Origin of the sequence: Methylobacterium frigidaeris (genome assembly GCF_022179185.1) — a bacterium.
In the GTDB taxonomy this organism is placed as follows: Bacteria; Pseudomonadota; Alphaproteobacteria; order Rhizobiales; family Beijerinckiaceae; genus Methylobacterium; species Methylobacterium frigidaeris.
The window spans coordinates 102,795-127,774 of the sequence record NZ_BPQJ01000010.1 but is presented as its reverse complement, the minus strand read 5'-3'; the positions used below and the strand labels follow the sequence as shown (position 1 = coordinate 127,774).

At 68.9% G+C, this 24,980-nt stretch carries 21 protein-coding genes; 8 read left to right on the top strand and 13 right to left on the bottom strand.

Translation table 11 applies throughout. The annotated features are described in order from the left end of the window. The first annotated feature begins 58 nt into the window (after nt 1-58). From MFF64_RS12980 to paaE, 6 genes are all read left to right on the top strand, one after another. The gene (locus MFF64_RS12980; protein ID WP_099906896.1) at nt 59-904 is read left to right on the top strand and encodes a PaaX family transcriptional regulator C-terminal domain-containing protein; all 846 of its coding nucleotides are present in this window, start codon (nt 59-61) and stop codon (nt 902-904) included. Between the two features lie 107 nt (nt 905-1,011). Beyond that, on the top strand, nt 1,012-2,025 hold the full coding sequence (gene paaA / locus MFF64_RS12975) for a 1,2-phenylacetyl-CoA epoxidase subunit PaaA (RefSeq protein ID WP_238191105.1): 1,014 nt from the start codon (nt 1,012-1,014) through the stop codon (nt 2,023-2,025). 11 nt (nt 2,026-2,036) lie between these two features. Beyond that, a complete protein-coding gene (gene paaB, locus MFF64_RS12970) occupies nt 2,037-2,324 on the top strand; it encodes a 1,2-phenylacetyl-CoA epoxidase subunit PaaB (protein ID WP_099904215.1) in 288 nt (95 codons plus the stop codon). A 286-nt stretch (nt 2,325-2,610) separates the two neighbouring features. After that, complete coding sequence (gene paaC, locus MFF64_RS12965; RefSeq protein WP_099904217.1) at nt 2,611-3,387, top strand: 1,2-phenylacetyl-CoA epoxidase subunit PaaC; 777 nt, start codon at nt 2,611-2,613, stop codon at nt 3,385-3,387. Continuing rightward, nucleotides 3,381-3,878: a 1,2-phenylacetyl-CoA epoxidase subunit PaaD gene (gene paaD, locus MFF64_RS12960; protein WP_099904219.1), complete on the top strand. Its 498-nt coding sequence runs from the start codon at nt 3,381-3,383 to the stop codon at nt 3,876-3,878. Before paaC ends, paaD begins: the two co-directional genes overlap by 7 nt. Nucleotides 3,879-3,885: 7 nt before the next feature. Beyond that, complete coding sequence (gene paaE / locus MFF64_RS12955; RefSeq protein WP_099904221.1) at nt 3,886-4,959, top strand: 1,2-phenylacetyl-CoA epoxidase subunit PaaE; 1,074 nt, start codon at nt 3,886-3,888, stop codon at nt 4,957-4,959. Between the two features lie 28 nt (nt 4,960-4,987). On the opposite strand, the gene MFF64_RS12950 is transcribed toward paaE, so the two are convergent. From MFF64_RS12950 to MFF64_RS12920, 7 genes are all read right to left on the bottom strand, one after another. Further along, on the bottom strand, nt 4,988-6,745 hold the full coding sequence (locus MFF64_RS12950) for a methyl-accepting chemotaxis protein (protein ID WP_238191103.1): 1,758 nt from the start codon (nt 6,743-6,745) through the stop codon (nt 4,988-4,990). A gap of 254 nt (nt 6,746-6,999) precedes the next feature. Continuing rightward, nucleotides 7,000-9,276, bottom strand: coding sequence for an NADP-dependent malic enzyme (locus tag MFF64_RS12945; RefSeq protein WP_238191101.1), 2,277 nt, complete (start codon nt 9,274-9,276; stop codon nt 7,000-7,002). 478 nt (nt 9,277-9,754) lie between these two features. Further along, complete coding sequence (lpdA, locus tag MFF64_RS12940) at nt 9,755-11,596, bottom strand: dihydrolipoyl dehydrogenase (RefSeq protein WP_099907395.1); 1,842 nt, start codon at nt 11,594-11,596, stop codon at nt 9,755-9,757. Between the two features lie 24 nt (nt 11,597-11,620). Then, nucleotides 11,621-12,931 (bottom strand): dihydrolipoyllysine-residue acetyltransferase, encoded by a 1,311-nt coding sequence (gene aceF / locus MFF64_RS12935; RefSeq protein WP_099907393.1) that lies wholly within the window; start codon nt 12,929-12,931, stop codon nt 11,621-11,623. A gap of 114 nt (nt 12,932-13,045) precedes the next feature. After that, entirely contained in the window at nt 13,046-15,703 is a 2,658-nt protein-coding gene (gene aceE / locus MFF64_RS12930; protein WP_099907392.1) for a pyruvate dehydrogenase (acetyl-transferring), homodimeric type, read from the bottom strand. A 219-nt stretch (nt 15,704-15,922) separates the two neighbouring features. Continuing rightward, complete coding sequence (locus tag MFF64_RS12925) at nt 15,923-16,192, bottom strand: DUF6489 family protein (RefSeq protein WP_099907390.1); 270 nt, start codon at nt 16,190-16,192, stop codon at nt 15,923-15,925. A gap of 207 nt (nt 16,193-16,399) precedes the next feature. Beyond that, nucleotides 16,400-17,377, bottom strand: coding sequence for a LysR family transcriptional regulator (locus MFF64_RS12920; RefSeq protein ID WP_099907388.1), 978 nt, complete (start codon nt 17,375-17,377; stop codon nt 16,400-16,402). Between the two features lie 129 nt (nt 17,378-17,506). On the opposite strand from MFF64_RS12920, the gene MFF64_RS12915 reads away from it, so the two are divergent. Together MFF64_RS12915 and MFF64_RS12910 are read left to right on the top strand one after the other, a co-directional pair. Continuing rightward, a complete protein-coding gene (locus tag MFF64_RS12915; RefSeq protein ID WP_099907397.1) occupies nt 17,507-18,451 on the top strand; it encodes a ring-cleaving dioxygenase in 945 nt (314 codons plus the stop codon). 124 nt (nt 18,452-18,575) lie between these two features. Further along, complete coding sequence (locus tag MFF64_RS12910; protein WP_238191099.1) at nt 18,576-19,469, top strand: hypothetical protein; 894 nt, start codon at nt 18,576-18,578, stop codon at nt 19,467-19,469. 9 nt (nt 19,470-19,478) lie between these two features. Here MFF64_RS12910 and MFF64_RS12905 read toward each other — a convergent pair whose 3' ends face one another. The 6 genes from MFF64_RS12905 to MFF64_RS12880 form a co-directional block, all read right to left on the bottom strand. Next, nucleotides 19,479-19,670 carry a hypothetical protein gene (locus tag MFF64_RS12905; protein ID WP_099901357.1) on the bottom strand — a complete coding sequence of 64 codons (192 nt, stop codon included), beginning with the start codon at nt 19,668-19,670 and terminating at the stop codon, nt 19,479-19,481. Between the two features lie 566 nt (nt 19,671-20,236). Further along, the gene (locus MFF64_RS12900) at nt 20,237-20,728 is read right to left on the bottom strand and encodes a hypothetical protein (protein WP_099901359.1); all 492 of its coding nucleotides are present in this window, start codon (nt 20,726-20,728) and stop codon (nt 20,237-20,239) included. Nucleotides 20,729-20,793: 65 nt separating this feature from the next. Next, nucleotides 20,794-21,249, bottom strand: coding sequence for a TadE family protein (locus MFF64_RS12895; RefSeq protein WP_238191097.1), 456 nt, complete (start codon nt 21,247-21,249; stop codon nt 20,794-20,796). 8 nt (nt 21,250-21,257) lie between these two features. Beyond that, nucleotides 21,258-22,424, bottom strand: a complete 1,167-nt coding sequence (locus tag MFF64_RS12890) for a TadE/TadG family type IV pilus assembly protein (RefSeq protein ID WP_238191095.1) — start codon at nt 22,422-22,424, stop codon at nt 21,258-21,260. Between the two features lie 553 nt (nt 22,425-22,977). Then, nucleotides 22,978-24,126: an alpha/beta hydrolase gene (locus tag MFF64_RS12885; RefSeq protein WP_425324364.1), complete on the bottom strand. Its 1,149-nt coding sequence runs from the start codon at nt 24,124-24,126 to the stop codon at nt 22,978-22,980. A 136-nt stretch (nt 24,127-24,262) separates the two neighbouring features. Continuing rightward, complete coding sequence (locus MFF64_RS12880) at nt 24,263-24,937, bottom strand: HAD family hydrolase (RefSeq protein ID WP_238191092.1); 675 nt, start codon at nt 24,935-24,937, stop codon at nt 24,263-24,265. Nucleotides 24,938-24,980: the final 43 nt, after the last annotated feature.

The following is a 24,980-nucleotide window of genomic DNA, read 5'->3' as shown; positions in this document are numbered from 1 at the left end:
CCGGGTCGGCGCCGCTATCGGGAACCAGTCTTCCCGACGGACCCCGCGAAGGACTGGAATGCCCGACCTCCTCGCGCCGCTCATCGACCATTTCCACGCCCGCACGCCGATCCGCGCCGGCTCCCTCGTGGTCACGGTTTTCGGCGACGCGGTGGTGCCGCGGGGCGGGGTGCTGTCGCTGGAATCGCTGCTGGCGATCACCCGGGCGTTCCGCATCGGCGACGGGGTGGTGCGTACCGCCCTGTCGCGGCTGGTCGCCGACGGTTGGTTCGAGCGCTGGAAGCTCGGCCGCAACAGCTTCTACCGCCTGACCGGCTCCGGCGCCGCCGCCTTCGCCCAGGCGACAGCGCGGATCTACGGCCTGCCGGCCCCGGCCTGGTCTGGTGTTTTCGACCTCCTGTTCCTCGACGGCACCGGCGACAGGCGGGCCGAGCTCGCGGCGGCGGGCTACGGCAGCCTCGGGCCCGACCTGATGATCGGGGCGGCGCCCGCGGCGGGCGCGGGGGAGGGGGCCTTGCGCCTCGCCGCCCGGCCCGAGGACCCGGCTACCGCCCGGCGCCTCGCCGCCCGGGCCTGGCCGGTCGCGGAGGTGGGCGAGCGTTACGCCCGCTTCACCGCCACCTTCGCGGCGGCCGTGGCGGCGGAGCCGCCGGTGGGGCTCGACGCCCTGGTGCTGCGCATCCTGCTCATCCACGAGTATCGCCGCGCCGTGCTCAAGGACCCGCTGCTGCCGGCCGACCTCCTGCCGGCCGACTGGCCCGGTGCCGCGGCGCGGGATCTCTGCGCCACGATCTACCGCGCCGTCGCGCCGGCGGCGGAAGCCTGGCTCGACGCGAACGCCACCACCGATTCCGGCCCGCTGCCGCTGCCGGGGCCGGATTTCGCCGCGCGGTTCGCCGCCTGAGCGACGCCCTCCCGCGGGCGTGCCGCACCGCAACGTGTTACGAAAAATCTTGTAATTCAAAAATTCCGTGACATATTGCGGGTCAGAAAGCCCAGGGAGGCGCGGCCATGTACACGCAGGCCCTCAACGCCAGAGAGACCACGACCCCGCTCGGCGGCCCCGAGGATGCGGAGCGCGCCGCCCGGTTCCAGGCGCGGATCGACGCCGAGGAGCGGATCGAGCCGAACGACTGGATGCCGGAGGCCTACCGGCGCACGCTCACCCGGCAGATCTCGCAGCACGCCCATTCCGAGATCGTCGGCATGCTGCCGGAGGGCAACTGGATCACCCGCGCGCCCACGCTCAAGCGCAAGGCCGCCCTGCTTGCCAAGGTGCAGGACGAGGCCGGCCACGGGCTCTACCTCTATTCCGCCGCCGAGACCCTCGGCACCAGCCGCGAGGAGCTGGTCGACCAGCTGCTCGCCGGCCGCGCGAAGTACTCCTCGATCTTCAACTACCCGACCCTGACCTGGGCCGATATCGGCGCGATCGGATGGCTGGTCGACGGCGCGGCGATCATGAACCAGATCCCGCTCTGCCGCTGCTCCTACGGGCCTTACGCCCGCGCGATGATCCGCGTCTGCAAGGAGGAGAGCTTCCACCAGCGCCAGGGCTACGAGATCATGCTGACCCTCTGCCGCGGCACGCCCGAGCAGAAGGCGATGGCGCAGGACGCCCTGAACCGCTGGTGGTGGCCCTGCCTGATGATGTTCGGGCCGCCGGACGCCGAGAGCCAGCACTCTGACCAGTCGACGAAGTGGAAGATCAAGCGCTTCTCGAACGACGAGCTGCGTCAGAAATTCGTCGACGCGACGGTGCCGCAAGGGCGGTATCTCGGCCTGACATTCCCAGATCCGGATCTCGCCTACGACGAGGCGGCCGGCCACTGGCGCTATGGTGCGATCGACTGGGAGGAGTTCAAGCAGGTGCTCGCCGGCAACGGCCCCTGCAACCGCCAGCGCATGAAGCAGCGCCGCGATGCCCACGCCGCCGGCGCCTGGGTGCGCGAGGCGGCGATGGCCCATGCCGACAAGCGCGCCCGCCGGGCGGCGCAGGCCGACGCCGTGCCGCAGGCAGCGTGAGGGAGGGGACGATGCCCGAGCAGAAGATCCCGCTCTGGGAGGTGTTCATCCGCTCCCGCAACGGCCTGGCGCACAAGCATGTCGGCTCGCTCCACGCGGCGGACGCCGCGATGGCGCTCCAGGCCGCCCGCGACGTCTACACGCGGCGCGGCGAGGGCCTGTCGCTCTGGGTCGTGCCCTCCGCGGCGATCGTCGCCTCGGACCCGGCGGACAAGGACGTGCTGTTCGAGCCCACCGCCTCGAAGATCTACCGCCACCCGACCTTCTACGAGGTGCCGGACGAGGTGGGGCATATGTGACGCGCGCCCGCGCGCTCCAAGAATAGGGCGCGGGTCCTCCTCTCCCCGCGGGCGGGGAGAGGCCTGAGCACCGAAGGGGTCAGGGAGCCCGCAGGGCGAGGGTGAGGTGCCGGAGGAGGCCCGTCGAGACCCCTCTCACCCTCGCTGTGGCTGCGCCTCCGCTCGTCACGGCCCCGGCAAGGGGGCCGTGACCCTCTCCCCGCCCGCAGGGAGAGGAGAAATCCCGTGCCTCATCCGTCACCGGCGTGATCGTCCACTCGCGGCCCCCGAATTCCCCGAGGCCCCCATGCCCACCACCTCCCTCAGCCTCTCAGTGACCCCGCTGCTGGCCGGCATCCTCGGCTTGGCGGACGACGCGCTGATCCTCGGGCACCGGCTGTCCGAGTGGTGCGGCCACGCGCCGATGCTGGAGGAGGACATCGCGCTCGCCAACATCGCGCTCGACTGCGTCGGCCAGGCCCGCTCCTTCTACGCCTACGCCGCCGAGGTGGCGGGGGAGGGGCTGGCCGAGGACGACTTCGCCTATCGCCGCGAGGCCGGGCAGTACCGCAACTGCCTGCTGGTCGAGCAGCCGAACGGCGATTTCGCCGGGACGATCGTGCGGCAGGTGCTGTTCTCGGCCTTCATCGATCCGTACTACCGGGCGCTCACCGCCTCGCGCGATACGACGCTCGCGGCCATCGCGGCGAAGGCCGAGAAAGAGACGGCCTACCACCTGCGCCATTCCGGCGAGTGGCTGATCCGCCTCGGCGACGGCACGGAGGAGAGCCACCAGCGCGCCCGCACCGCCCTCGACGAGCTGTGGTCCTATACGGGCGAGATGTTCGAGGTCGATGCCGCCGAGGCGGCGCTCATCGAGGCCGGCACGCTGCCGGACCCGCGCTCCCTGCGCGCGGAGTTCGACGCCACGATCGACCACATCCTGCGTGAGGCCACCCTCGCTCGCCCGGCGGGCGGCTGGATGCAGAGCGGCGGCCGGGCCGGGCGCCACAGCGAGCATCTCGGCTTCATCCTGGCCGACCTGCAATACCTGCAGCGCGCCCATCCGGGGGCGACCTGGTGACCCCCGCCGACGCCGATCTGGCCAGGCGGGCGCAAGCCGCCGCCGCGACCGTGTGCGATCCCGAGATCCCGGTCCTCACCATCGCAGATCTCGGCGTGCTGCGCGCGGTGACCGTCGAGGACGGCCGGGTCGAGGTCGCGATCACGCCGACCTATTCCGGCTGCCCGGCGATGGACGTGATCGGGATCGAGGTGCAGACCGCGCTGGCGCAGGCCGGTATCCCGGACGCGCGGGTGCGCCTCGTGCTCTCCCCGGCCTGGACCACCGACTGGATGACCGAGGCGGGCAAGGCCAAGCTCACCGCCTACGGCATTGCTCCGCCAGCGGGAAAGGCCTCGCGCCGGGCCCTGTTCGGCGAGGAGCGGGTGGCCTGCCCGCATTGCGGCTCGGCCGGCACGGAGAAGGTCTCCGAGTTCGGCTCCACCGCCTGCAAGGCGCTGTGGCGCTGCACGGTGTGCCGCGAGCCGTTCGACTACTTCAAGTGCATCTGAGGCGCCGATGACCCCCCGCTTCCATCGCCTGCGCGTCGCCGATATCCGCCGCGAGACGCCGGACGCCGTCTCGATCTCCCTCGCGGTGCCGGAGGAGGCACGCACGGCCTTCGCCTTCTCCTGCGGCCAGTACCTGACCCTGAAGGCGACCATCGACGGCGAGGAGGTGCGCCGCTCCTACTCGATCTGCTCCGGCGTCGGCGATCCGGACTTGCGGGTGGCGATCAAGCGCGTCGAGGGCGGCCTGTTCTCCGGCTTCGCCAACGAGGCGATCGCGCCGGGCGACGAGATCGAGGTGATGCCGCCGATGGGCCGCTTCGGCGTCGAGATCCACCCTGGCGAGGCCCGCACCTTCGTGGGTTTCGCGGCGGGCTCCGGCATCACCCCGATCCTGTCGATCATCCGCACCGTGCTCGCCGCCGAGCCGCAGAGCCGCTTCTTCCTGTTCTACGGCAACCGCGCCACCGGCTCGATCCTGTTCCGGGAGGCGCTGGAGAGCCTGAAGGACCGCTTCCTCGACCGGCTCTCGGTCTTCCACATCCTCTCCCGCGAGACGCAGGACGTCTCGGTCCTCAACGGCCGTCTCGACGGCGAGAAGGCGGCGCTCTTCCTGCGCAATGTCGTCCCGGCCTCGCTCGTCGATCACGCCTTCGTGTGCGGTCCGAGCGAGATGATCGACACGGTGGAAGGCGCGCTCCTCGGTCTCGGCCTGCCGCGCGAGCGCGTCCATGTCGAGCGCTTCACCCCGGCCGAGCGAGGCCGCGCCCGCGCCGCCCGTCCGGTCTCCGCGACGGCGGCGCCGGCGGCGCTCGCCACGGTCATCACTGACGGCATTGCCACCGAGGTCCCGGTCGCCGAGGGCGAGGCGGTCCTCGACGCCGCGATCCGCGCCGGCCTCGACCTGCCGTATTCGTGCCGCGGCGGCATGTGCTGCACCTGCCGCGCCAAGGTGGTCGACGGCAACGTCGCCATGGAGGTGAACTACTCGCTCGAGCCGTGGGAAGTGGAGGCCGGCTTCGTCCTCACTTGCCAGGCCCGTCCGACCTCCGGGCGGGTGACGGTGGATTTCGACCAGGTCTAGGGGGCGGAGGACCGCCCCCGGGCGCGCCTCAAGCGGCGCGGATCCGGGTCAGGAAGCGCGTGACCTCGGTGCTGAGGTGCTCCGCATCCTGCGAGACCGACGAGGAGACGCTCAGCACCCGCCCGGCCGCTTGGCCGGCCTGTCCCGCCGCGTCGGCCACGCCGTTGATCGTCGCCGTGACCGCGCCGGTGCCGGTCGCGGCCTGGCTGATGGTGCGGACGATCTCGCGGGTCGCGGCCCCCTGCTCCTCGACCGCCGCGGAGATCGCGGTCGAGATGCCGCTCAGATCGTCGATCCGCGACGCGATCCCGCCGATCGCGTCGACGGCCTGGCGGGTCGCGCCCTGGATGTCGCCGATCTGGTTCGCGATCTCCTCGGTCGCCTTGGCGGTCTGGTTGGCCAGCTGCTTCACCTCGGCGGCGACGACCGCGAAGCCGCGGCCGGCCTCGCCGGCCCGGGCCGCCTCGATGGTGGCGTTGAGCGCCAGGAGATTCGTCTGGCCGGCGATGCCGTTGATCATCGCGACCACGTCCCCGACCCGGGTCGCCGCCTGGCTCAGGGTGCGCACCAAGTCGGCGGTCTGCGCGGCTTCCGTCACGCTCTCCCGGGCCAGGGCGGCCGAATCCGAGACCTGGCGGGCGATCTCGCCCACGGACGCGCTCAGCTCCTCGGCGGCCGCCGCCACGGTGGCGACGTTGGCCGAAGCCTCCTGCGCCGCCTGGGTCACGGAGGCGGAGCGCTCCGCCGTGCCTCCGGCGAGGTGTGACATCGCCTGGGCGGTCGCCTGCAGCTCGGTCGCCGAGGCGGCCACGGTCCGGGCGATGCCGCCCACCGCCTCCTCGAACGCGTCGGCCAGGGCCGCCGTCTCCGCACGGCGGACGACCCGGCGCTCCTCGCTCTCCCGGGCGTGGCGGGCTTCCAGATCGGCGGCGAGGTTGGTCTTGAAGGTCTCGAGGCTGCGGGCCATGTCGCCGACCTCGTCGCGCCGACCGGTCCCCGGAACCTCGGCGGCGTAGTCGCCGGCGGCGATCCGGCCCATCGCGCCGCCGACCGCGGCGTAGCCGCGCACCAGGGCCTCGTAGGCGAACCAGGCCAGGGCGATCATCGAGGCGAGCGTGACGGCGAGCATGCCGATGACGACCGCGAAGGCGAGGGCGGCCCGCCCCTCGCCGTCGGCGACCGCGTGCTTCGTCCGCGCATCCAGCATGACGTAGAAGTCGTCGATCGGCTTCATGATCTGGGCCTTGGCGGCGTGGTACTCGTCGGTGTGGACGAGCCGGATCGCCTCGTCCCGGGCCCCCGCCTCGCCGCTCTCGGCGAGCTTCATCGCCGCGTTGGCCACCTTGACGAGATCGTTGGAGTTGCGGACCGACTCGGCCAGCTTCTCCTTCTCCGCCGCCGTGACGCCGAGACGATCCATCAGCGCGTCCACCGACACGGCCTCGCCGTCCTGGCGCGGCTTGGGATCGCCGGCGGCTACGTAATCCCAGTAGATGCGATGATAATCGATCGGGCGCGGCTTCCGGCCGGCGCGGATGTCGACGATGTCCTTGTATTGCTGCTTGTAGGTGGGCTTGCCGGTGGCGATGTAGGTCCGGCTGAGCCTTGTCAGATCGTCGGAAACCTGCCGAAGCTCGTCGGCGAGGAGCATCGATGCGACGCGGTTCTCGTTGGCCGCCCTCACCTGCCCGTCCGAGTGCCGGTACAGCATCACCGCCCCTGCCAGCAGGGCGCTCGACACCAGACTGACGGTACACAGACCAACGAATTTGCTGGCAAGGCTCATGATGCTCCCCTCTAGCAGGAGCTCTCATTCTTCCCCAGGGAAAGTTAAGATTTCTTGCCTGATTGCCTCCGAAAGGAACGTCGAGATGCGCAAATACTGCGTCACGCGACGCAGCAAAACATGGGAATAATGTCTTGTCCGAGAGCCCGGTGTGATGTGATGCGGTAGATGCTCTTGGCCCGGAGCACCGCGAGCCCTCGAGGCCGGCCGCCGGATCGCCCGGCGGCCGGTTCCCTTCGTCCCGGGTTCCCGGGTCACTCCGCCCGCGACGCCGCCGCCACTGCGGTCACCGCCGTCATGTTGACGATGCCGCGCACGGTGGTGGTGTGGGTGAGGATGTGGACCGGAGCGGCAGCCCCGAGAAGGATCGGCCCGACGCTGATGCCCTGCCCGGCCACCACCTTCAGGGCATTGAGGGTGATGTTGGCGGCGTCCAGGTTCGGCATCACCAGCAGGTTGGCCTCGCCGGTGAGGCGCGAGTCCGGAAACACCCGCTCCATCAGCGGCCGGCTGAGCGCCGCGTCGGCCTGCATCTCGCCCTCGACCTCGAGGTCCGGCGCCCGCTCGGTGATGAGCGCCAGCGCCGCGCGCATCTTCTCGGCCGAGGGGTTGCGGGCGGTGCCGAAGCTCGAATGCGAGACCAGGGCCACCCGCGGGGTCTGCCCGAAGCGGCGCATCTCGGCGGCGGCCAGGAGCGTCATGTCGGCCAGTTCCTCCGCACCCGGATCGAGGTGGATGTAGGGGTCGCAGATGAACAGGGTGTGCCGCGGCAGCTGCAGGAGGCTCATGGCGGTGAGCGCCCTCACCCCCGGTGCCATCCCGATCACCTCGCGCACGTGGCGCAGGTGGCTGTGATAGGAGCCGGTGCCGCCGCAGAGCAGGCCGTCGACCTGGCCGAGCTTGAGCAGCATCGCGCCGACCAGTGTCGGGTTGCGCCGCGCCTCCGCGAGCGCCACCTCGCGCGACAGGCCGTGGCGCTTGCGCGCGGCGTAGTAGCCCTGCGCGGCCTGCGCCTGGAAGGCCTCGTCGTCGAGGTCCTGCACGTCGACGTCGCGGCCGACCTCGATGCGAAGGCCCAAAGCCTTCATCTTGTCGGCGATCACCTCGCGGCGGCCGACCAGCACCGGCCGGGCCAGCCCCTCGTCGACCACGACCTGCGCGGCGCGCAGGACCCGGTCGTCCTCGCCCTCGGCATAGGCGACGCGGGCGCGGGCCGCCTCGCTCGCCGCGGCGAAGACCGGCTGCATCACCGTGCCGGACGTGTAGACGCGGCTCTCCAGCGAGCGGCGATAGGCTTCGACGTCGAGCAGCGGCTTCGTCGCGACGCCGCTCTCGGTGGCGGCGAGCGCCACGGCCGGCGCCACCTTGGTGATGAGCCGCGGGTCGAACGGGCGCGGGATCAGGTAGTCGGGCCCGAAGGCGATGTCCTGCGTGCCGTAGGCCGCCGTCACCACGTCCGACTGCTCGGCCCGGGCGAGTTCCGCGATGGCCCGCACCGCGGCGAGCTTCATCTCCTCGTTGATCGTCGTGGCGCCGACATCGAGTGCACCCCGGAAGATGAACGGGAAGCACAGGACGTTGTTGACCTGGTTCGGATAGTCCGAGCGGCCGGTGGCGATGATCGCGTCGGGGCGCACGGCCTTGGCCGCCTCCGGCCGGATCTCCGGCTCGGGGTTGGCGAGCGCCAGGATCAGGGGCTTGTCGGCCATGCCCTTGACCATCTCCGGCGTCAGCGCCCCGGCGGCCGAGAGGCCGAGGAAGATGTCGGCGCCCGGCACCGCGTCGGCCAGCGTGCGCGCCTCGGTGACTTGCGCGTAGAGCGCCTTCTGGGCGTCGAGGTTGTTGCGGCCCTGGTAGATCACGCCGCGGCTGTCGGTGACGAGGACGTTCTTCTTGTCGAGGCCGAGGCTGACCAGCAGGTTGAGGCAGGCGATCGCCGCCGCGCCGGCGCCCGAGCAGACGACGCGCACCTCGCCGATCTTCTTCGCCACCACCTCGAGGCCGTTGAGGATCGCGGCGGCGGCGATGATCGCGGTGCCGTGCTGGTCGTCGTGGAAGACCGGGATCTTCATCCGCTCGCGCAGGCGGGTCTCGATCTCGAAGCATTCCGGGGCCTTGATGTCCTCGAGGTTGATGCCCCCGAAGGTCGGCTCCAGGCTCGCGATGATGTCGACGAGCTTGCCGGGATCGGTCTCGTCGATCTCGATGTCGAACACGTCGATGCCGGCGAACTTGCGGAACAGGCAGCCCTTGCCCTCCATCACCGGCTTGCCGGCGAGCGCCCCGATATTGCCGAGGCCCAGCACCGCGGTGCCGTTCGAGATCACCGCCACGAGGTTGCCGCGGGAGGTGAGCTCCGCGGCCTGGGCCGGGTCCTTCTCGATCGCCAGGCAGGCCGCCGCGACGCCCGGCGAATAGGCGAGCGCGAGGTCGCGCTGCGTGCTCATGTCCTTGGTCGGCAGCACGGCGATCTTCCCGGGCGTCGGGAAGCGGTGGTAGTCGAGGGCGGCCTTCTCGAGTTGCTCGTCCACGGGCAAGTCCTCCTGGTGTGTTTGCGGGATGACGAGTGCGCCAAGGCGCGCGGGGTCGTCTCCCGGCCGGCGCCTTCGCGGGCGCCGATCAGGGTGGCAACGCTCAAGGTTCGGGTCGTGATCCCGCTGGGGACGGCGGGCAGACATGTTTGCGAGCGCAGAGCACCAGAGCAGGGACACAGAGTCCCAGCCCTGTCGCCTGCTGCGCTGGCGACTACGCTGACGCGTCGATAGTCATTCGAAGATGATGCGCGGGACCTCCCCTCTCCCGTGTGGGAGAGGGGTCGGGGGTGACGGTGGCACGCTTCAGTGCGAACCGCAGAGTGTCGTGCTGTTAGCGGTACGGCCGGAGTTTTATCCGGCACCGTCGCCACCCTCACCGCTACCCCTCTCCCACTCGGGAGAGGGGATCCCGCGCTTGACTTGATCAAGATTGCGCGGGGCGGCGGCGATGCCGCCCCACATCGAAGTTATCGCCTCAATGCGCCTTCTTCTTCGGCATGTAGAGGTCGGTGATCGTACCCTCGAAGGCCTCGGCCGCCATGCCGACCGTCTCCGACAGGGTCGGGTGCGGGTGGATGGTGAGCCCGATATCCTCCGCATCCGCCCCCATCTCGATGGCGAGCGCGGCTTCCGCGATCAGGTCGCCCGCCGAGGGGCCGACGATGCCGCAGCCGACGATGCGGTTCGATTCCTCGTCGAACAGCACCTTGGTCAGGCCCTCGTCGCGCCCGAGCGAGAGCGAGCGGCCGCTCGCCGCCCACGGGAACACGCCCTTGCCGACCTTGATGCCCTTGGCCTTGGCCTCATTCTCCGAGAGGCCGACCCAGGCCACCTCCGGATCGGTATAGGCCACCGACGGGATCACCTTGGCGTCGAAGAACGAGTTCTTGCCGGCGGCGGCCTCCGCCGCGACCTTGCCCTCGTGCACCGCCTTGTGGGCGAGCATCGGCTGGCCGACCACGTCGCCGATGGCGAAGATGTGCGGCGCCGTCGTGCGCATCTGCTTGTCGACCGGGATGAAGCCCCGCTCGTCCACGGCGACGCCGGCCGCCTCGGCGTTGATCAGCTTGCCGTTGGGACGGCGGCCGACCGAGACCAGGATCTTGTCGAAGGTGTCGGTCGAAGGCGCCGAGCCGCCCTCGAACGTCACCTTGAGGCCCTCAGGCAGCGCCTCGACCGCCGTGACCTTGGCCTTGAGGTGGATCGCCTCGTACTGCTTCGAGATCCGCTTGAAGAGCGGCGTGACGATGTCCTTGTCGGCGCCAGGGATGATCTGGTCCATCAGCTCGACGATGGTCACCTTGGAGCCGAGCGCGTGGTAGACCGTCGCCATCTCGAGGCCGATGATGCCGCCGCCGATGACGAGGAGGCGCTTCGGCACCCCGTCGAGCTCGAGCGCCCCGGTCGAGTCGATCACCCGCGGGTCGTCGTGCGGGATGAACGGCATCTTGATCGGCTCGGACCCGGCCGCGATGACCGCGTTGTCGAAGCCGATGACCTTCTTGGTGCCCTCGTGCTCGACCTCGATCTGGTGCGGGCTGACGAAGCGGGCGGTGCCGGTGACGACCGTCACCTTGCGCTGCTTGGCCAGACCCCCGAGGCCGCCGGTCAGGCGCTTGACCACGCCTTCCTTCCAGCTCCGCAACTGATCGATGTCGATCTGGGGAGCGGCGAAGCTGATGCCGTGCGAGGCCATCGCCTGGCTCTCGTCGATTACCTTGGCGGCGTGGAGCAGGGCCTTCGAGGGGATGCAGCCGACGTTGAGGCACACCCCGCCGAGGCTCGCCCAGCGCTCGACCAAAATAACCTTCTTGCCGAGGTCGGCGGCGCGGAACGCCGCCGTGTAGCCGCCGGGGCCGGCGCCGAGCACCAGCACCTCGGCCCGCATCTCCTCGCCGGAGACCGGGGCCGCGCCCCTCGGGGCCGGGGCGGCAGACGCCCCCGTCCCGCCGGCGGTGGCCGGCGAGCCGTAGCCGGCCTGGCCGGTGCCCGCCGCCAGCGGCGAGCCGCCGGCCGCGGGAGCCGAGCCTTGCGCCGGGGCCGCCTTCTCGGCGACCTCGGGTTTGGCCTGGCCGGCCGACGCCGCGCCCTCCAGCACCAGGAGCAGGTCACCTTCCGTGACCGTGTCGCCGGGCTTGACCTTCACCTCCACGACCTTGCCGGCCACGGAGGAGGGGACGTCCATGGTCGCCTTGTCGGATTCCAGGACGACGATGGTGTCGTCGACCGCGATCGTGTCGCCGGCCTTGACCAGCACCTCGATCACCGGAACGTTCTTGAAGTCGCCGATGTCCGGCAGACGGACTTCGTTGCTCATCGGATCGCCTCGCTTTTTCTCTCGTCAGACGACGAGGCGCCGGACGTCCTCGAGGACGTGGGCGAGGTGGCGGGTGAAGCGCGCCGCGAGCGCGCCGTCGATCACGCGGTGGTCGTAGGAGACCGAGAGCGGCAGCATCAGGCGCGGCTTGAACTCGGTGCCGTTCCAGACCGGCGCCATCTTGGAGCGCACGACGCCCAGGATCGCGACCTCGGGAGCATTGACGAGGGGCGTGAAGCCGGTGCCGCCGATGCCGCCCAGCGACGAGATCGTAAAGGTGGCGCCCTGCATGTCGCCGCTGCCGAGCTTGCCGTCACGGGCCTTCTTCGACAGCGAGCCCAGCTCCTGGCTGATCTCGACGATGCCCTTGCGGTCGGCATCCTTGACCACCGGGACGACGAGGCCGTCCGGCGTGTCGACGGCGACGCCGATGTTGTAGTACTTCTTGAGGATCAACGCGTCCTTCTCGGGGTTCAGCGACGAATTGAACTCCGGGTGCTGACGTAGCGACGAGACCGCGGCCTTGATCAGGAACGACAGCAGGGTGACGCGGTAGCCCTTGTCCTTGCCGGCAGTGTCGAGTTCCTTGCGGTAGGCGTCGGTCTCGGTGATGTCCGACTCGTCCGAATGGGTGACGAGCGGCACGTTGAGCCAGGCGCGGTGCAGGTGCGGGCCGGAGATCTTCTTGATCCGCGGCAGCGGCTTCACCTCGGTCGGGCCGAACTTCGAGAAGTCCACCGCCGGGATCTCCGGGATGCCCATGCCGCCGGTCGGGGCGACCGCGCCTGCCGGGGCCGCGGGGGCGGCCGAGCGCACCAGCGAGCCCTTCACGTCCTCCTTGGTGATCCGGCCCTTCTCGCCGCTGCCCTTGATGGCGGTGAGATCGACGCCGAGTTCGCGGGCGAGCCGCCGGACGGCGGGGCTGGCATGCACGTTCGAGAAGTCCGGCGCGGACGAGGCGGGCGCTGCCGGGACCGGGGGAGCGGCGGGCTTGGCCGGATCCGGCTCCTGCTTCGGCATCAGGGCGGCGGTGTCGGCGGCGGGCGGCGCGCCGCCATTCGGGGTCGAGGCGGAGGCTGCGGCCGGGGCCTTCTCCTCGCCCTCGCCCTTCAGCAGCAGGACCGCGCTGCCCTCGCTCACCTTGTCGCCGACCTTGACCAGGATCTTCTCGATCACGCCGGCCGACGGGGAGGGCACCTCCATCGTCGCCTTGTCGGATTCGAGCGAGACGATCGGGTCCTCGGCCCCGATGGTGTCGCCCTCCTTCACCAGGATCTCGATGATCGGGATGTCCTTGAAATCACCGATATCGGGGATCTTGACCTCGATCGACACTGCGCACTCTCCCAAATTCTTCGCTTATGCAACTTTACGCAGACGGATGGCTCGGCGCGCGCGAGGCCGTCCCCTCCCGGACATCCGGGAGAGGGGCCTCGCGCGTCTTGGTTCTCACACCGTCCAGGGGGCCGGCTTCTCCGGGTTCAGCCCATACTTGGCGATCGCCTCGGCCACCTTAGCGGCCGGCACGGCGCCCTCCTCTGCCAGGCTCTTGAGCGCCGCGACGGCGACCCAGTAGCGGTTGACCTCGAAGAACTCGCGCAGGCGCACCCGGTAATCCGAACGGCCGAAGCCGTCGGTGCCGAGCACCTTGTAGCGCCCCGGCACGTAGGGGCGGATCTGGTCGGCGAAGAGCCGCATGTAGTCGGTCGCCGCGATCACCGGGCCCTGACGGCCCGACAGGCAGGTCTCGACGTAGGACGTCTTCTGCGGCTCGGTCGGGTGGAGCATGTTCCAGCGCTCCACCGCCATCGCCTCGCGGCGGAGTTCGGTGAAGCTCGGGCAGGACCAGATGTCGGCCGCGATGCCGAAATCCTGCTCCAGCAGCTCGGCCCCGGCGATGACCTCGCGCAGGATCGTGCCCGAGCCCATCAGCTGGACACGGTTCCTGGCGCCCGCCTTGCCCTCGCGGAACAGGTACATCCCCTTGAGGATCCCGGCCTCGGCCCCGTCGGGCATGCCGGGATGCTCGTAGTTCTCGTTCATCACCGTGATGTAGTAGAACACGTCCTCCTGCTCGGCATACATCCGGCGCAGGCCGTCCTGCACGATCACCGCCACCTCGTAGGAGAAGGTCGGGTCGTAGGAGACGCAGTTCGGGATGGTGGCCGAGATCAGGTGGCTGTGGCCGTCCTCGTGCTGCAGGCCCTCGCCGTTCAGCGTCGTGCGGCCGGCGGTGCCGCCGATCATGAAGCCGCGGGCGCGCATGTCGCCGGCCGCCCAGGCGAGGTCGCCGATGCGCTGGAACCCGAACATCGAGTAGTAGATGTAGAACGGGATCGTCGGCGCGTCGGAATGCGAGTACGAGGTCGCGGCCGCGATCCAGGACGACATCGCCCCGGCCTCGTTGATGCCCTCCTGGAGCATCTGGCCCTTCTCGTCCTCGCGATAGTACATCAGCTGGTTGGCGTCTTCGGGCCGGTAGAGCTGGCCGACCTGGCTGAAGATGCCGAACTGCCGGAACATGCCTTCCATGCCGAAGGTCCGGCTCTCGTCGGGCACGATCGGCACGATGCGATTGCCGATGTTCTTGTCGCGCAGCAGGGTGTTGAGCACCCGCACGAACGCCATGGTGGTGGAGATCTCGCGGCCTGCGGTCTCCTTCAGCTGCGCCGAGAAGGCCTCGAGCGGCGGTACCTGCAGGGCCTGCGACGTCTGCCGGCGCGCCGGCAGCGGGCCGCCGAGCGCCTTGCGCCGGGCCATCAGGTACTGGTGCTCCGGCGACCCCTCGGGGAAGCGGATGAACGGGATCTCGGCGATCTGGTCGTCGTTGAGGTCGATGCCGAAGCGGTCGCGGAACTGCTTGAGCACCGCCTCGCCCATCTTCTTCTGCTGATGGGTGATGTTCTGCGCTTCACCCGCCTCGCCCATGCCGTAGCCCTTGACGGTCTTGGCGAGGATGAGGGTCGGCTGGCCCTTGTGCTTCACGGCCGCGCTGTAGGCCGCGAAGACCTTGCTCGGGTCGTGGCCGCCGCGGGTCAGGCGCCAGATGTCGTCGTCGCTCCAGTCTGCGACCAGCGCCGCGGTCTCCGGATACTTGCCGAAGAAGTGCTCGCGGATGTAGGCGCCGTTCTTCGACTTGAAGTCCTGGTACTCGCCGTCGACGCACTCCTCCATCAGGCGCGCCAGCATGCCGGAGGTGTCGCGGGCGAGAAGCTGGTCCCAGCCGGAGCCCCACAGGACCTTGATGACGTTCCAGCCGGCGCCGCGGAAATTGGCCTCCAGCTCCTGGACGATCTTGCCGTTGCCGCGCACCGGGCCGTCGAGGCGCTGCAGGTTGCAGTTGATGACGAAGACCAGGTTGTCGAGCTTCTCTCGCGCCGCGAGCGAGATCGCGCCCAGCGACTCCGGCTCGTCCATCTCTCCGTCGCCCATGAAGGCCCAGACCTTGCGGCCGTCGGTGTTGGCGAGGCCGCGATGGTGCAGGTAGCGGAGGTAACGGGCCTGGTAGATTGCCATCAGGGGCCCTAAGCCCATCGAGACGGTCGGGAACTGCCAGAAATCCGGCATCAGCCAGGGATGCGGATAGGAGGACAGGCCGTTGCCGCCGACTTCCTGGCGGAAGCTCAGCAGCTGCTCCTCGGTCAGGCGGCCTTCCAGGTAGGCGCGGGCGTAGATCCCCGGCGAGGAATGGCCCTGGACGTAGATCAGGTCGCCGCCACGGTCGCCCTCGGCGCCGTGCCAGAAATGCATGAAGCCGGTGTCGTAGAGCGTCGCGGCGGACTGGAAGCTGGCGATGTGGCCGCCGAGCTCCGACGAGTCCTTGTTGTTGCGCAAGATGATCGCGATGGCGTTCCAGCGGATCGCCGAGCGGATGCGGTGCTCGATCGCCCGGTCGCCCGGATGGGGGTCCTGCTTGTCGACCGGAATCGTGTTCAGATACGCGGTGTTGGCCGAGTACGGGACCGGCGCGCCCTTCTTGCGGGCGCCCTCGATGACCTGCTCGATGAGGAAGTGCGCCCGCTCCGGGCCCTCGACCTCCAGCACGCCGTCGAGCGAGTCGAGCCACTCCTGGGTCTCGATCGGGTCGAGATCGCGACTGCGTTCCACGTTGTCCTCCCTAAGGTCATACTCGATCGGCGGGTCGAGCTGCCGCAGGCGTCAGCATCCTTCGTGCCACCGCTATGCTTTCGCAACCCGACTGGTATTACAAGGGTTTAGCTCATCCGGCAGCGATCGGGGTTCTGAGCATCCGCATCCTCCGCGTCGTTGCAGTGCGGAAACCCGGAACCGTCTCCGGGCCGGAAAAAATCAGGGCTCCGACTTGGTTCAAGGTTCGGACTTGGTCGACGGGGTCGGGGAAGCGCCGAAGCCCTGCTGGAACATCTTGAGAAACATGTTCTGCATCTGGTCCGCCCCCTGAGGAAAGGCCGTGAACCAGCTGCGCATGATCGCGTCGGGCGAGAAACGGTCCATCTCGGCCATCATGCGCCGCTCGACCTCGGCCATCACCGCCGCCTGCAGCGGCTCGACATTGGGAAGACCCACGAACTGGCGTGCCTCGACCGGGGTGCAATCGACCTCGACGCGGAACTTCATCGCATTCTTCCTTCTCGGCCCCCGCACCGAGCTTAGAGCACCTTTTGGCCCGTGTGGGAACCGGGCCGGATGCAAAAAATGCGGTGAAATCAAGGACCTAGTCTAACAAGACGGGGACGGCCGCGTGCATTGCCACCGCCCTGGAGCATACGACGAAGGTCGTATGCGCCCCCTCGGCGATTCCGACGGTCTTGTAAAGCTACATTGTTACGGGTTTGGCATTCTGTAACCCGGGTTGGTGAACGAGTCGGTCGCCAAGGGTTCGGCGACCCGGGGGCCGGTCGCCCAAGGTGCTGCCGCAAGTCGGCGCTCCAGGAAGGCCACCAGGGCCGTGACCCGGGCCGGACGGGCCGCGCCCGGCGGCATCAGCAGGTTGAGCCCGACCGGTGGCGGCGACCAGCCCGGCATCACCCGCTCGAGCCGCCCGGCGTGCAGGTCGTCCCAGACCAGGAAGTCCGGTTGCACCGCGAGGCCGAGGCCCGCCCTCAGGGCCGGCGTCAGCGCGTCGGCGTTGTTCGCTCTGAGCCGCCCGGCGGGCGTCACGGTCGCCTCGGCGCCGGTCGCGTCGTGGAAGTGCCAGCGCTCCGGGTTCGGCAGGTAGGCGTAGCCGAGGCAGGCATGGCCCCCGAGGTCGCGCGGGTGCTCCGGCCGCCCGGCCCGGTCGAGATAGGCGGGGGCGGCCACCAGCGAGCGGCCGACGGCGCAGAGGCGGCGCAGGCGCAGGCTCGAATCGGCGAGCGCCGCGATGCGAAGCCCCATGTCGAATCCGTCGCCGACGAGGTCGACCTGCGCGTCGCTCAGGTGCAGGTCGACGGCGACCTCCGGATGCGCGGCGAGGAAATCGGGCAGGAGCGGCGCCACGTGGGCGAGGCCGAACGACATCGGGGCGGCGAGGCGCACCAGGCCCCGGGGCGTCGCCGATTGCGCCAGGGCCTCGGCCTCCGCCGCCTCGCCCGCCGCCAGGATGCGGGCGGCGCCGTCGAGGGCGAGGCGCCCGGCCTCGGTGAGGGCGAGGCGTCGGGAGGTGCGGTGCAGGAGGGAGGCGCCCAGGCGCCGTTCGAGCCGGCTCACTGCCTTCGACACCGTCGCCTTCGACAGGCCGAGCTCTGTGGCAGCGCGGGAGAACGAGGCGGTCTGCGCCACCCGGGCGAAGATCGCCCAGGCCTCGAAATCGGGCAGCGGCATGGTCCGTGTCCGGAAACGATGGATTTCTATTGTTTCTATTTCTGGCTGCCGGGGCAACCCCTAGATTGCCTCCATCGCGGCGATCCCGACGGCTTCCCCCGTCGGCCCGCCCACCGGGAGTTCTCGGCCATGAGCCTCACAACCACCCCCGCCTCCGCCGGCCTGCACCACGTCACCGCCATCTCGGGGCCGGCGCGCCGGAACGTCGACTTCTACACCCGCGTCCTCGGGCTGCGGCTCGTCAAGAAGACCGTCAACTTCGACGATCCCGGCACCTACCACCTGTATTACGGCGACGCGGACGGCGCACCCGGCACGATCCTGACCTTCTTCCCCTGGGAGCACGTCGCCCCCGGCCGGGTCGGGGTCGGGCAGACCGAGGAGACGGCGTTCCGGGTGCCCGCGGGCTCGATCGGCTACTGGACGCACCGGCTCGTCGCGGCCGGCATCGCCTTCGAGGCGCCCGCCAAGGTCTTCGGCGAGACGGTGCTGCCGTTCCGCGATCCTGACGGGATGCGCCTCGCCCTGGTCGGCGTTGCCGGCGCCGAGGCCGAGCCGGCCTGGGGCGGATCGGAGGTGCCGGCCGAGCACGCGGTGCGGGGCTTCCACGGCGTGACCCTGATGCTGCGAGGGAGCGCCCCCACCGCCCGGGTGCTGACCGAGGTCTTCGGGTTCGAGGAGACGGGGCGGGAGGGCTCACTCACCCGCTACGGCGGCACGGCCAGGCTCGGCGGCCACGTCACCCTGCGGGAGGTCGGCGACTTCCTGCCCGGCCGCTCGGGCGGCGGCTCCGTCCACCACGTCGCCTTCCGGGCCGCCGACGACGCGGCGCAAGCCGAGATGGCGGAGCGGGCCGGGGCGCTCGGCCTGCAGGTGACCGAGCAGCGCGACCGCAACTACTTCCGCTCGGTCTATTTCCGCGAGCCCGGCGGCGTGCTGTTCGAGATCGCCACCGACGCGCCCGGCTTCGCCGCCGACGAGCCGGCGGAGGCCTTGGGCGAGGCCCTGAAGCTCCCGGCCTTCCTCGAGCCGCACCGGGCCGAGATCGAGCGGGTGCTGCCGGTGCTGGCATAAGCCGAAGAGAAGGCCCGGGCCGTCGAGGCCCGGGCCAGACCACGCGGGCGGTGCGCGCGTGGTAACCATCGGTTAAGCAAACATGGTTACCCAATTCTTCCTGGATTTCTGGGAAGCTCGGGTCATGGTGGATCAGAACGACGTCGCCGGTGCGCCGGCTCCGGCCGGTACGGCGGCTGTCCCGGACGGCGCTGCGCCCGGCCAGGCCAAGAGCCAAACCAGGAGCAAGCTTGCAGGCCTGTCCGGGTGGCCGAAGCTGAAGACGACGACTCTGGCGGGGCTCCTCTGTGCCGGTTGCGTCGGCGCGCTGGCGGGCGGCGCCACGGTGGCGCTGATGGGAGCCGTCCAGGGCGGCGGGACCGGCATCCCGCAGGCCGAATGGACGCGGCTCAGCGGCCGGATCGAGGCCGGCACCGCCGAATCCGCGCGGCTCGCCACCGATCTGTCGCTCCTGCGCGACCGCACGATCCAGGCTCACGACTCCGCCGACAAGGGCCGCGCCGAGGCCGGCGCCCGCCTGGGCCAAGTCTCCGAACGCCTCGAGCGGCTGCAGCGACAGGACGGCGACCTGACGGCCAAGGTCGCGGCTCTGGCCGAGCGCCTGACTGCCATGGCGGAGCGTCAGGACCATGCCGACCGCGAGCAGGCGGCCCGCCTCGCGGCGCTGATGGACAAGCTCGACAAGCGTCAGGGGGCAGTTCCGGTCGCGGCTGCGCCGGTCGTGGCACCGGTTGCGGCGGCGCCCGTGGCGACCCCGAAGCCCATTGCGGCGGAGCCGGCCCTGACCGGCAGCCTCCCCGACAAGCCGGCAGCGGCCAAGCCGGCCACCATCGAGGGCTGGGTGCTGCGCGACGTCTATGACGGGGTGGCGATGATCGAGAATCGCAACCGACGCCTCGTGGAGGTCGGCCCGGGCGACACGCTGCCGGGTGCCGGACGGGTCGAGGCGATCGAGCGCCGCGGCAGGACGTGGGTCGTGGTGACCAGCAAAGGGGTGATCACCGCGCAGGCCTGGTAGGTGTTGCGCTCAGGCGTCCTGCAGGGCCGGTACCGTCTGCCCGGTGGGGGTGGGGCCCTGCGTCGGCAGGAAACCGGCCGCAGCGCGCCGGCGCCCGCGGGCCTTGGCCTCGGTGCGGGCGACCTTGGTGGGGTGAAGAAGCTCGGCGAGGCGGGCGAGGCTCTCGGCGTCGTCGAGGTTCCGTGACTCGAAATCGGGCATGATTGTCCCCCGGGCGCGGAGCCCGTGGCTGGTGGGGGGTACGCATACTCACGCTTGAGAACCAGTAACGGTGAAGAACTCGTACAGTTCCGTACCGCGCAGCACCGTGCAAGAAAAAGTTTCGGCCTACCACCCAAAGACGGTGGCCGCTTCCCACACCAGTGCCGGAGGTTCTAGCCGCGTGACCACACGGTCGACGTGCGCCAGCGCACGTCGGGGCTTGTGCAATGCACGATGATCTAGTGTGCGTTGCCGCGAATCGGTGCGGTGCGGCGACCCGACCAGGATGACAGAATCATTCGTGAGACGGGACGTGCGAAACCTTGTTGGATCATGCTCACCCCCGTGATCGCCGCGAGGCGTCCGGGCGTCGTCGCAGCCGCGGATCAGCGATGCCCGGGCCGTCACGGCTGCGAGTCAGCAGATTGGCTCGCTTCACGACCACTTCATTCCGCTTCCCAACCCGAAGCGACGTGGGTCGGTTCCGCCGGCACGTGCAGGGCGGTTGGGCGAGGGGACGCGCACCCCTCTTCTGCCGCCGCCATCGACGCAGGCATGGTCCCGCCTCAGCAGACGTTCGATCCGCTCGAATGAACGGTCGTCGTCCATCCGCGTATGGTGTAACCGGTGCTGCCTGTAAAATACCGCGAAATCAACGGAAATAGAGCGGCATATTTGATTTGAATGACGACGACGATGGCGTTGTCCTTGTCCGCCATGAGGGCAAGGGCGCTGGCCAGGATGTCGGATTCGAGATACGTCATGTTGCCGGCACATATCTTGAGCGTGTTGTTGCTCTCGCTGATTTGCGCCATGCTCACGGTTGGCTGGTTCTGGCTATACCTGATCAAGGCATTGGCTTGTCTCGCCATGTAGGTGTTCATCGTGTTGGTCGTGCAGCTCTGATCGCTCGATCTGGAGCAGCTGGCGATCAAGGTGCCGATCTGCGTCGATGAGCGTTCGATATCGCGGGTGATCGCCGATATCTGGATGAGATCGATCAATCCTGCGAACAACGTCAGAAGGACCGTCGCCAGGAGGGCGAATTCCACGGCCATCGCTGCGTCCCTGCTTCTGCAGAAACGGTCGACGAGGCGGAATCCCCGCATGCGATGAGTCGCCGTCATCGCCGGAACACGACCGAAGACTGCGCCGTGATTGCGGGAATGAGCGGCAGAATGCGCCAAGTCGGCAACGCCGCCCGCAACAGCAGGGCGTCGTTGGCCGAGCCCGCGCTGAACGTCGCGCCGGTGATGCTCGTTGCCGCGGTCGGCGCATCGGACAGTCGCATCATTTCGACGATGATTTGCGACTTGCACGATTGCGATGGCATGATGCGGATCTTTCCGCACAACGTTGACTTGTACATGTCCGCGTTGCCAAGCAGAAGTTCCAGCTCGGGAGTGGAGGCCGAGTCGTACAAGGCATTCGTGAGCAGCATCTGCGTGTATTGGGCAATGACGAATTGCAGGGCGCCGATGATCATGAAGATCGTCGGCCAGGCCAGGAAGGCCATCTCGACCGAGGCGACCCCGTGCTGACCTTCGAGCAGCATGCGGAGTTGATGACGCGACATCATCCTGCGCCTCAGCTGGGACAGGAATTGCGGCAGATGCGCAAGTAGTCGATCAAGCCGCCGTAAGTGTCCTCCCTGCCGGCTGCTCTCCAGCTGATCCGATATTCGACCGCGTTCGATGTCGGGTTGCCTGGAACGACGAAATTGATGACCCGTTCCGTCCACGCATCCGACTGCACGCAGACATCGACCATGGAAGAGGAAGCAAAGGTATAATTGCCGGATTTTTCGATGTAGACCTCGATGCGATTGGTCTGTCCGTCGACCTGATACCACGACACGTCGCTATCCTTCGAGCCGCAGATGACTCTTCCTGGCTGGCTCGGATCTCTCTGTCGCGCGATGTACCAGTACCTGACCTGATAGTTGCCTGGCGTCAGATCCATGGTGCGCGACATTGTCGAGTTCGAGCGGCAATTCTTGTTTCCCGCATTCGCCGATGTATTGCAGTCGCTATCCAGTTCCGCGAAGAAATCTCCGAAGCGGATGACGTTGCTCGCCAACTCGCGCTGACCGTTGATTTCGATCCCGGCATTTTGCGTTGTCCAGCCATTCCAGCTGTTATTATTTTTGACTCCGCCGAGAACGCTCCAGTTATTGTATTGTACGCTATGGTTTGGTCTCTCAAACGATTCGGTGAACAAGAGTTGCGGCGTGTTGCTGGCGCTCAGCGCACTGGTCACGGATACGACCGGGCAATCCCTGGAGACTGCGAAGTTCGTCGTTTTCATGTTCAGGATTGAACTGAATATGACGTCCATCTTGCCCGTTGCCGACACATGGACATTGATGTCTGAGTTGTTGGTGGCGATAAGAGCGTCGCTTGCATTGAGCTGCTTGGCGACCTTGACGCGATCGGCGATCGGTTGGATGTCGGAGGCCGGATACAGCTTTGCCGTATCGGTCGATCTCGTGTCCTGCGGTTTACGGGCGTTGATATAGGCCTGCGCCTGGAGGCAAGCCAGTTCAGCGGCGCTCGTCAAGCGCTGCCGATAAGCAACGGCACGGGATGCCTCGATCGCTCCACCAACTCCGATCAGGAGGGCCGGTAACGCGACCGCGATGATGACCGCGACGCTGCCGCTCTCGTCAGTCAATGACATGAAACGATCCAAAGAATGGCTCGCTAAATAAATTGCGCAGGCATTTGCTATTTTTTTGATAATGAAGTCCTCCAAAGCGAGGATTCTTGCGTTCTGCGTGTCGTAGGAATGACCCTCCGGCGCTCCACGATCGGTGCTTTGGCTTGCTCAGGTACGCGAGAGGCCGCAAGAGAGGGAGTGGCTGTTTTGGTTCTACCGTTGCCGACGAAAAATAATCGGTATTATATTATATAAGATCAATACCATCTTCGGCCATTCCATCGGCCTTGGAGACGTGAGAGACCATGCGGATGCAAGACGTAACAGGAAAATAGTCCCGCACTTCGCCCTGCTTCGTCCTTCTGAGCGCATATTCCAGCTGTCGCGCTCATGGCCGGACAGGATGTTAGATCTGTTTTACGCTGGTGACGGCAGGGCCTCTCGGCGCGTACCGGACGAGCCGGCGCATCTCCGCTCGATCGTCGCGGATGGGGGTCTCGTCAGCGAGCCCCGGGAACGCCGGGCGCGATCTGCCCGAGGGAGCGCCCTCCCGGTCCGAGCCTCTCCCGGCCGCGGTGGCCCGCTCCCTTCGAGGTCACGGTCCATGCCGCGTCCGTGCAGTCCGGGCGGGGCTCGAGGGGGCGTCCCGTCACGGCTTCTTTGCCGCCGTGCCCAGGTGCTTGTCGAGGAAGGCGGCGATCTCGGTGAAGACCTCGCGGGTCTCCGGCGCGTCCGGGTCGAACAGGTACTGGGCGTGGCTCATGCCCTCGAACACCTGGAGCGAGGCGTCGACGCCGGCCTGGCGCAGCTTGCGGTGCGTGCGCACGGTGTTGGAGAGGAAGAGGTCGCGGGTGCCGGTGGTCAGGATGGTGGGGGGCAGGCCGCGCAGGTCGCCGTAGATCGGCGAGAGCTGGGGGTCGCGTAGGTCGTGGCCGGCGGCGTAGAGCCTCGCCGCCCGGGTCAGGACGCCGTCATAGGAGACCAGCACGTTGTCCAGCCACTCGTTGGCCTTGTAGCTGTCGCCGGTCTCGGTCAGGTCGGACCACGGCGTGCCGGGCGCGATCGCGGCCGGGAGCGGCACGCCCTCGCGCCTGGCCCGCAGCATCAGGGCGAGCGTCATGCCGCCGCCGGTCGAGGTGCCGAACACCGCCATGTTCTCGGCCGGTTGCAGGGCGAGCGCCGCCTTCCACACCGCCATGGCGTCGTCCATCGCCGCCGGGTAGGGCGCGTCCGGGGGCATGCGGTAATCGAACGAGATCACCGTGAAGCCGCCGAAGGCCGCCATCAGCACCGCCTCGAGGGTGCCGGCCTCGCCCGGGTTGTAGACGTAGCCGCCGCCGTGGATGTGAACGAGCAGCCGGTGGCGGTTGCGCTCGGGCACCGTCTTCGGCGCGATGATCCAGGCCTTGACCCCGCCGATCACCTCCGGAGTCGAGACGACGCCGAGGCGCTCGCGCAGGGCCGGAAGGGGCGCGGCGGTCTGGGCCGCGAGCTTGGCCACCAGCGCCTTCCACTCCGCCGCGCTGCCCGGATCGGCGTTCCAGGCCGGGCTCCGGTAGGGCGCCGCGATCGCCGCCTGGAATTCGGGGCTCACCGTGCCCGGCACCGGGATGCGCCGGCCCGGCACGGTGCGCGGGCCGGGTGCGGCATTGGCGGCGTTCTGAGCCGCCTCGAGGCGGGCGAAATCCGACGCGTCGGCGTTCGCCGCCGCCGCCGGCTGCTGCGCGAGGGCGGTCGTCGGCAGCGCGACGGCCAGCGGCAGCGCGGCGGCCAAGAGCAGCGCGGCGGCCAAGAGCAGCGCGGCGGCCAAGAGCAGCGCGGCGGCCAAGGGCAGGGCGGCGAGGCGGCGCGGGCCGGGCAATGGACGCAATCCTGTCGGCGTGGAGCGCCGCACGATTCGCATGCCCGTTCCCATCCGGCAAGATGGTGCTGCGTTACGGCATCCCGCGCCGCAGGGGCGAGCTCGCGTAGCCGTCGAGCAGGTCCTGCGGGTCGCGGTAGATCGCGGTGCAGCCGGCTTCGCTCAACCGCGCCTCCGGGAAGCCGCCGCACAGGACGCCGATCACCGGCAGCCCGGCCCTCACCGCGGCCTCGGCGTCGTAGGGCGAATCGCCGATCACGACCGCCTGGCCCCGGTGCGGGCGGCCGAGCCGATCGAGCGCCGCCTCGAAGATGTCCGGATGCGGCTTCGAGCGCTCGGCCTCGTCGGAATTGGTTGCCACATCGACGAGGTCGCGGATGCCGGCGATCTCCTGGTAGCGCTCCACCTCCTCGGCCTTGCCGGAGGAGGCGAGCGCCAGGACGTGCCCCTCCGCCTTCAGGCGCTCGAACAGGGCCCGCACGCCGGGAAACGGCTTCACCTTCGGCAGGTACGTCTCGGCGAAGAGTTCGGAGCGGAATTTCTCGATTTTCTCGCCCTCGCGCTCCAGGCGCTCCTTCGGCACGAAGACCGGCATCAGCTGGTCGCCGCCCTTGCCGATCTGGCTGCGGACGTCCTCGGCCGAGACCGTGATCCCGAAGGCGGCGAACGCCTCCGCCCAGGCCTCGGCGTGCAGGTCGACGCTGTCGAGCAGGGTCCCGTCGATGTCGAAGATCAGGTGGCGGATCATGGCGGGAGTCTCGTCTGTTGCAGCCGAGCACGAAAGCCGGGCA

What these genes read in the sequence shown, in the direction of transcription:
- paaC (WP_099904217.1), top strand. Translation starts at nt 2,611, where the DNA reads ATGCCCACCACCTCCCTCAGCCTCTCAGTGACCCCGCTGCTGGCCGGC.
- lpdA (WP_099907395.1), bottom strand. Translation starts at nt 11,596, where the DNA reads ATGAGCAACGAAGTCCGTCTGCCGGACATCGGCGACTTCAAGAACGTT.
- MFF64_RS12910 (WP_238191099.1), top strand. Translation starts at nt 18,576, where the DNA reads ATGGTGGATCAGAACGACGTCGCCGGTGCGCCGGCTCCGGCCGGTACG.
- paaB (WP_099904215.1), top strand. Translation starts at nt 2,037, where the DNA reads ATGCCCGAGCAGAAGATCCCGCTCTGGGAGGTGTTCATCCGCTCCCGC.
- MFF64_RS12880 (WP_238191092.1), bottom strand. Translation starts at nt 24,937, where the DNA reads ATGATCCGCCACCTGATCTTCGACATCGACGGGACCCTGCTCGACAGC.
- MFF64_RS12905 (WP_099901357.1), bottom strand. Translation starts at nt 19,670, where the DNA reads ATGCCCGATTTCGAGTCACGGAACCTCGACGACGCCGAGAGCCTCGCC.
- paaA (WP_238191105.1), top strand. Translation starts at nt 1,012, where the DNA reads ATGTACACGCAGGCCCTCAACGCCAGAGAGACCACGACCCCGCTCGGC.
- MFF64_RS12980 (WP_099906896.1), top strand. Translation starts at nt 59, where the DNA reads ATGCCCGACCTCCTCGCGCCGCTCATCGACCATTTCCACGCCCGCACG.
- MFF64_RS12900 (WP_099901359.1), bottom strand. Translation starts at nt 20,728, where the DNA reads ATGGCCGTGGAATTCGCCCTCCTGGCGACGGTCCTTCTGACGTTGTTC.
- MFF64_RS12895 (WP_238191097.1), bottom strand. Translation starts at nt 21,249, where the DNA reads ATGATGTCGCGTCATCAACTCCGCATGCTGCTCGAAGGTCAGCACGGG.
- MFF64_RS12925 (WP_099907390.1), bottom strand. Translation starts at nt 16,192, where the DNA reads ATGAAGTTCCGCGTCGAGGTCGATTGCACCCCGGTCGAGGCACGCCAG.
- paaE (WP_099904221.1), top strand. Translation starts at nt 3,886, where the DNA reads ATGACCCCCCGCTTCCATCGCCTGCGCGTCGCCGATATCCGCCGCGAG.
- MFF64_RS12950 (WP_238191103.1), bottom strand. Translation starts at nt 6,745, where the DNA reads ATGAGCCTTGCCAGCAAATTCGTTGGTCTGTGTACCGTCAGTCTGGTG.
- MFF64_RS12920 (WP_099907388.1), bottom strand. Translation starts at nt 17,377, where the DNA reads ATGCCGCTGCCCGATTTCGAGGCCTGGGCGATCTTCGCCCGGGTGGCG.
- MFF64_RS12915 (WP_099907397.1), top strand. Translation starts at nt 17,507, where the DNA reads ATGAGCCTCACAACCACCCCCGCCTCCGCCGGCCTGCACCACGTCACC.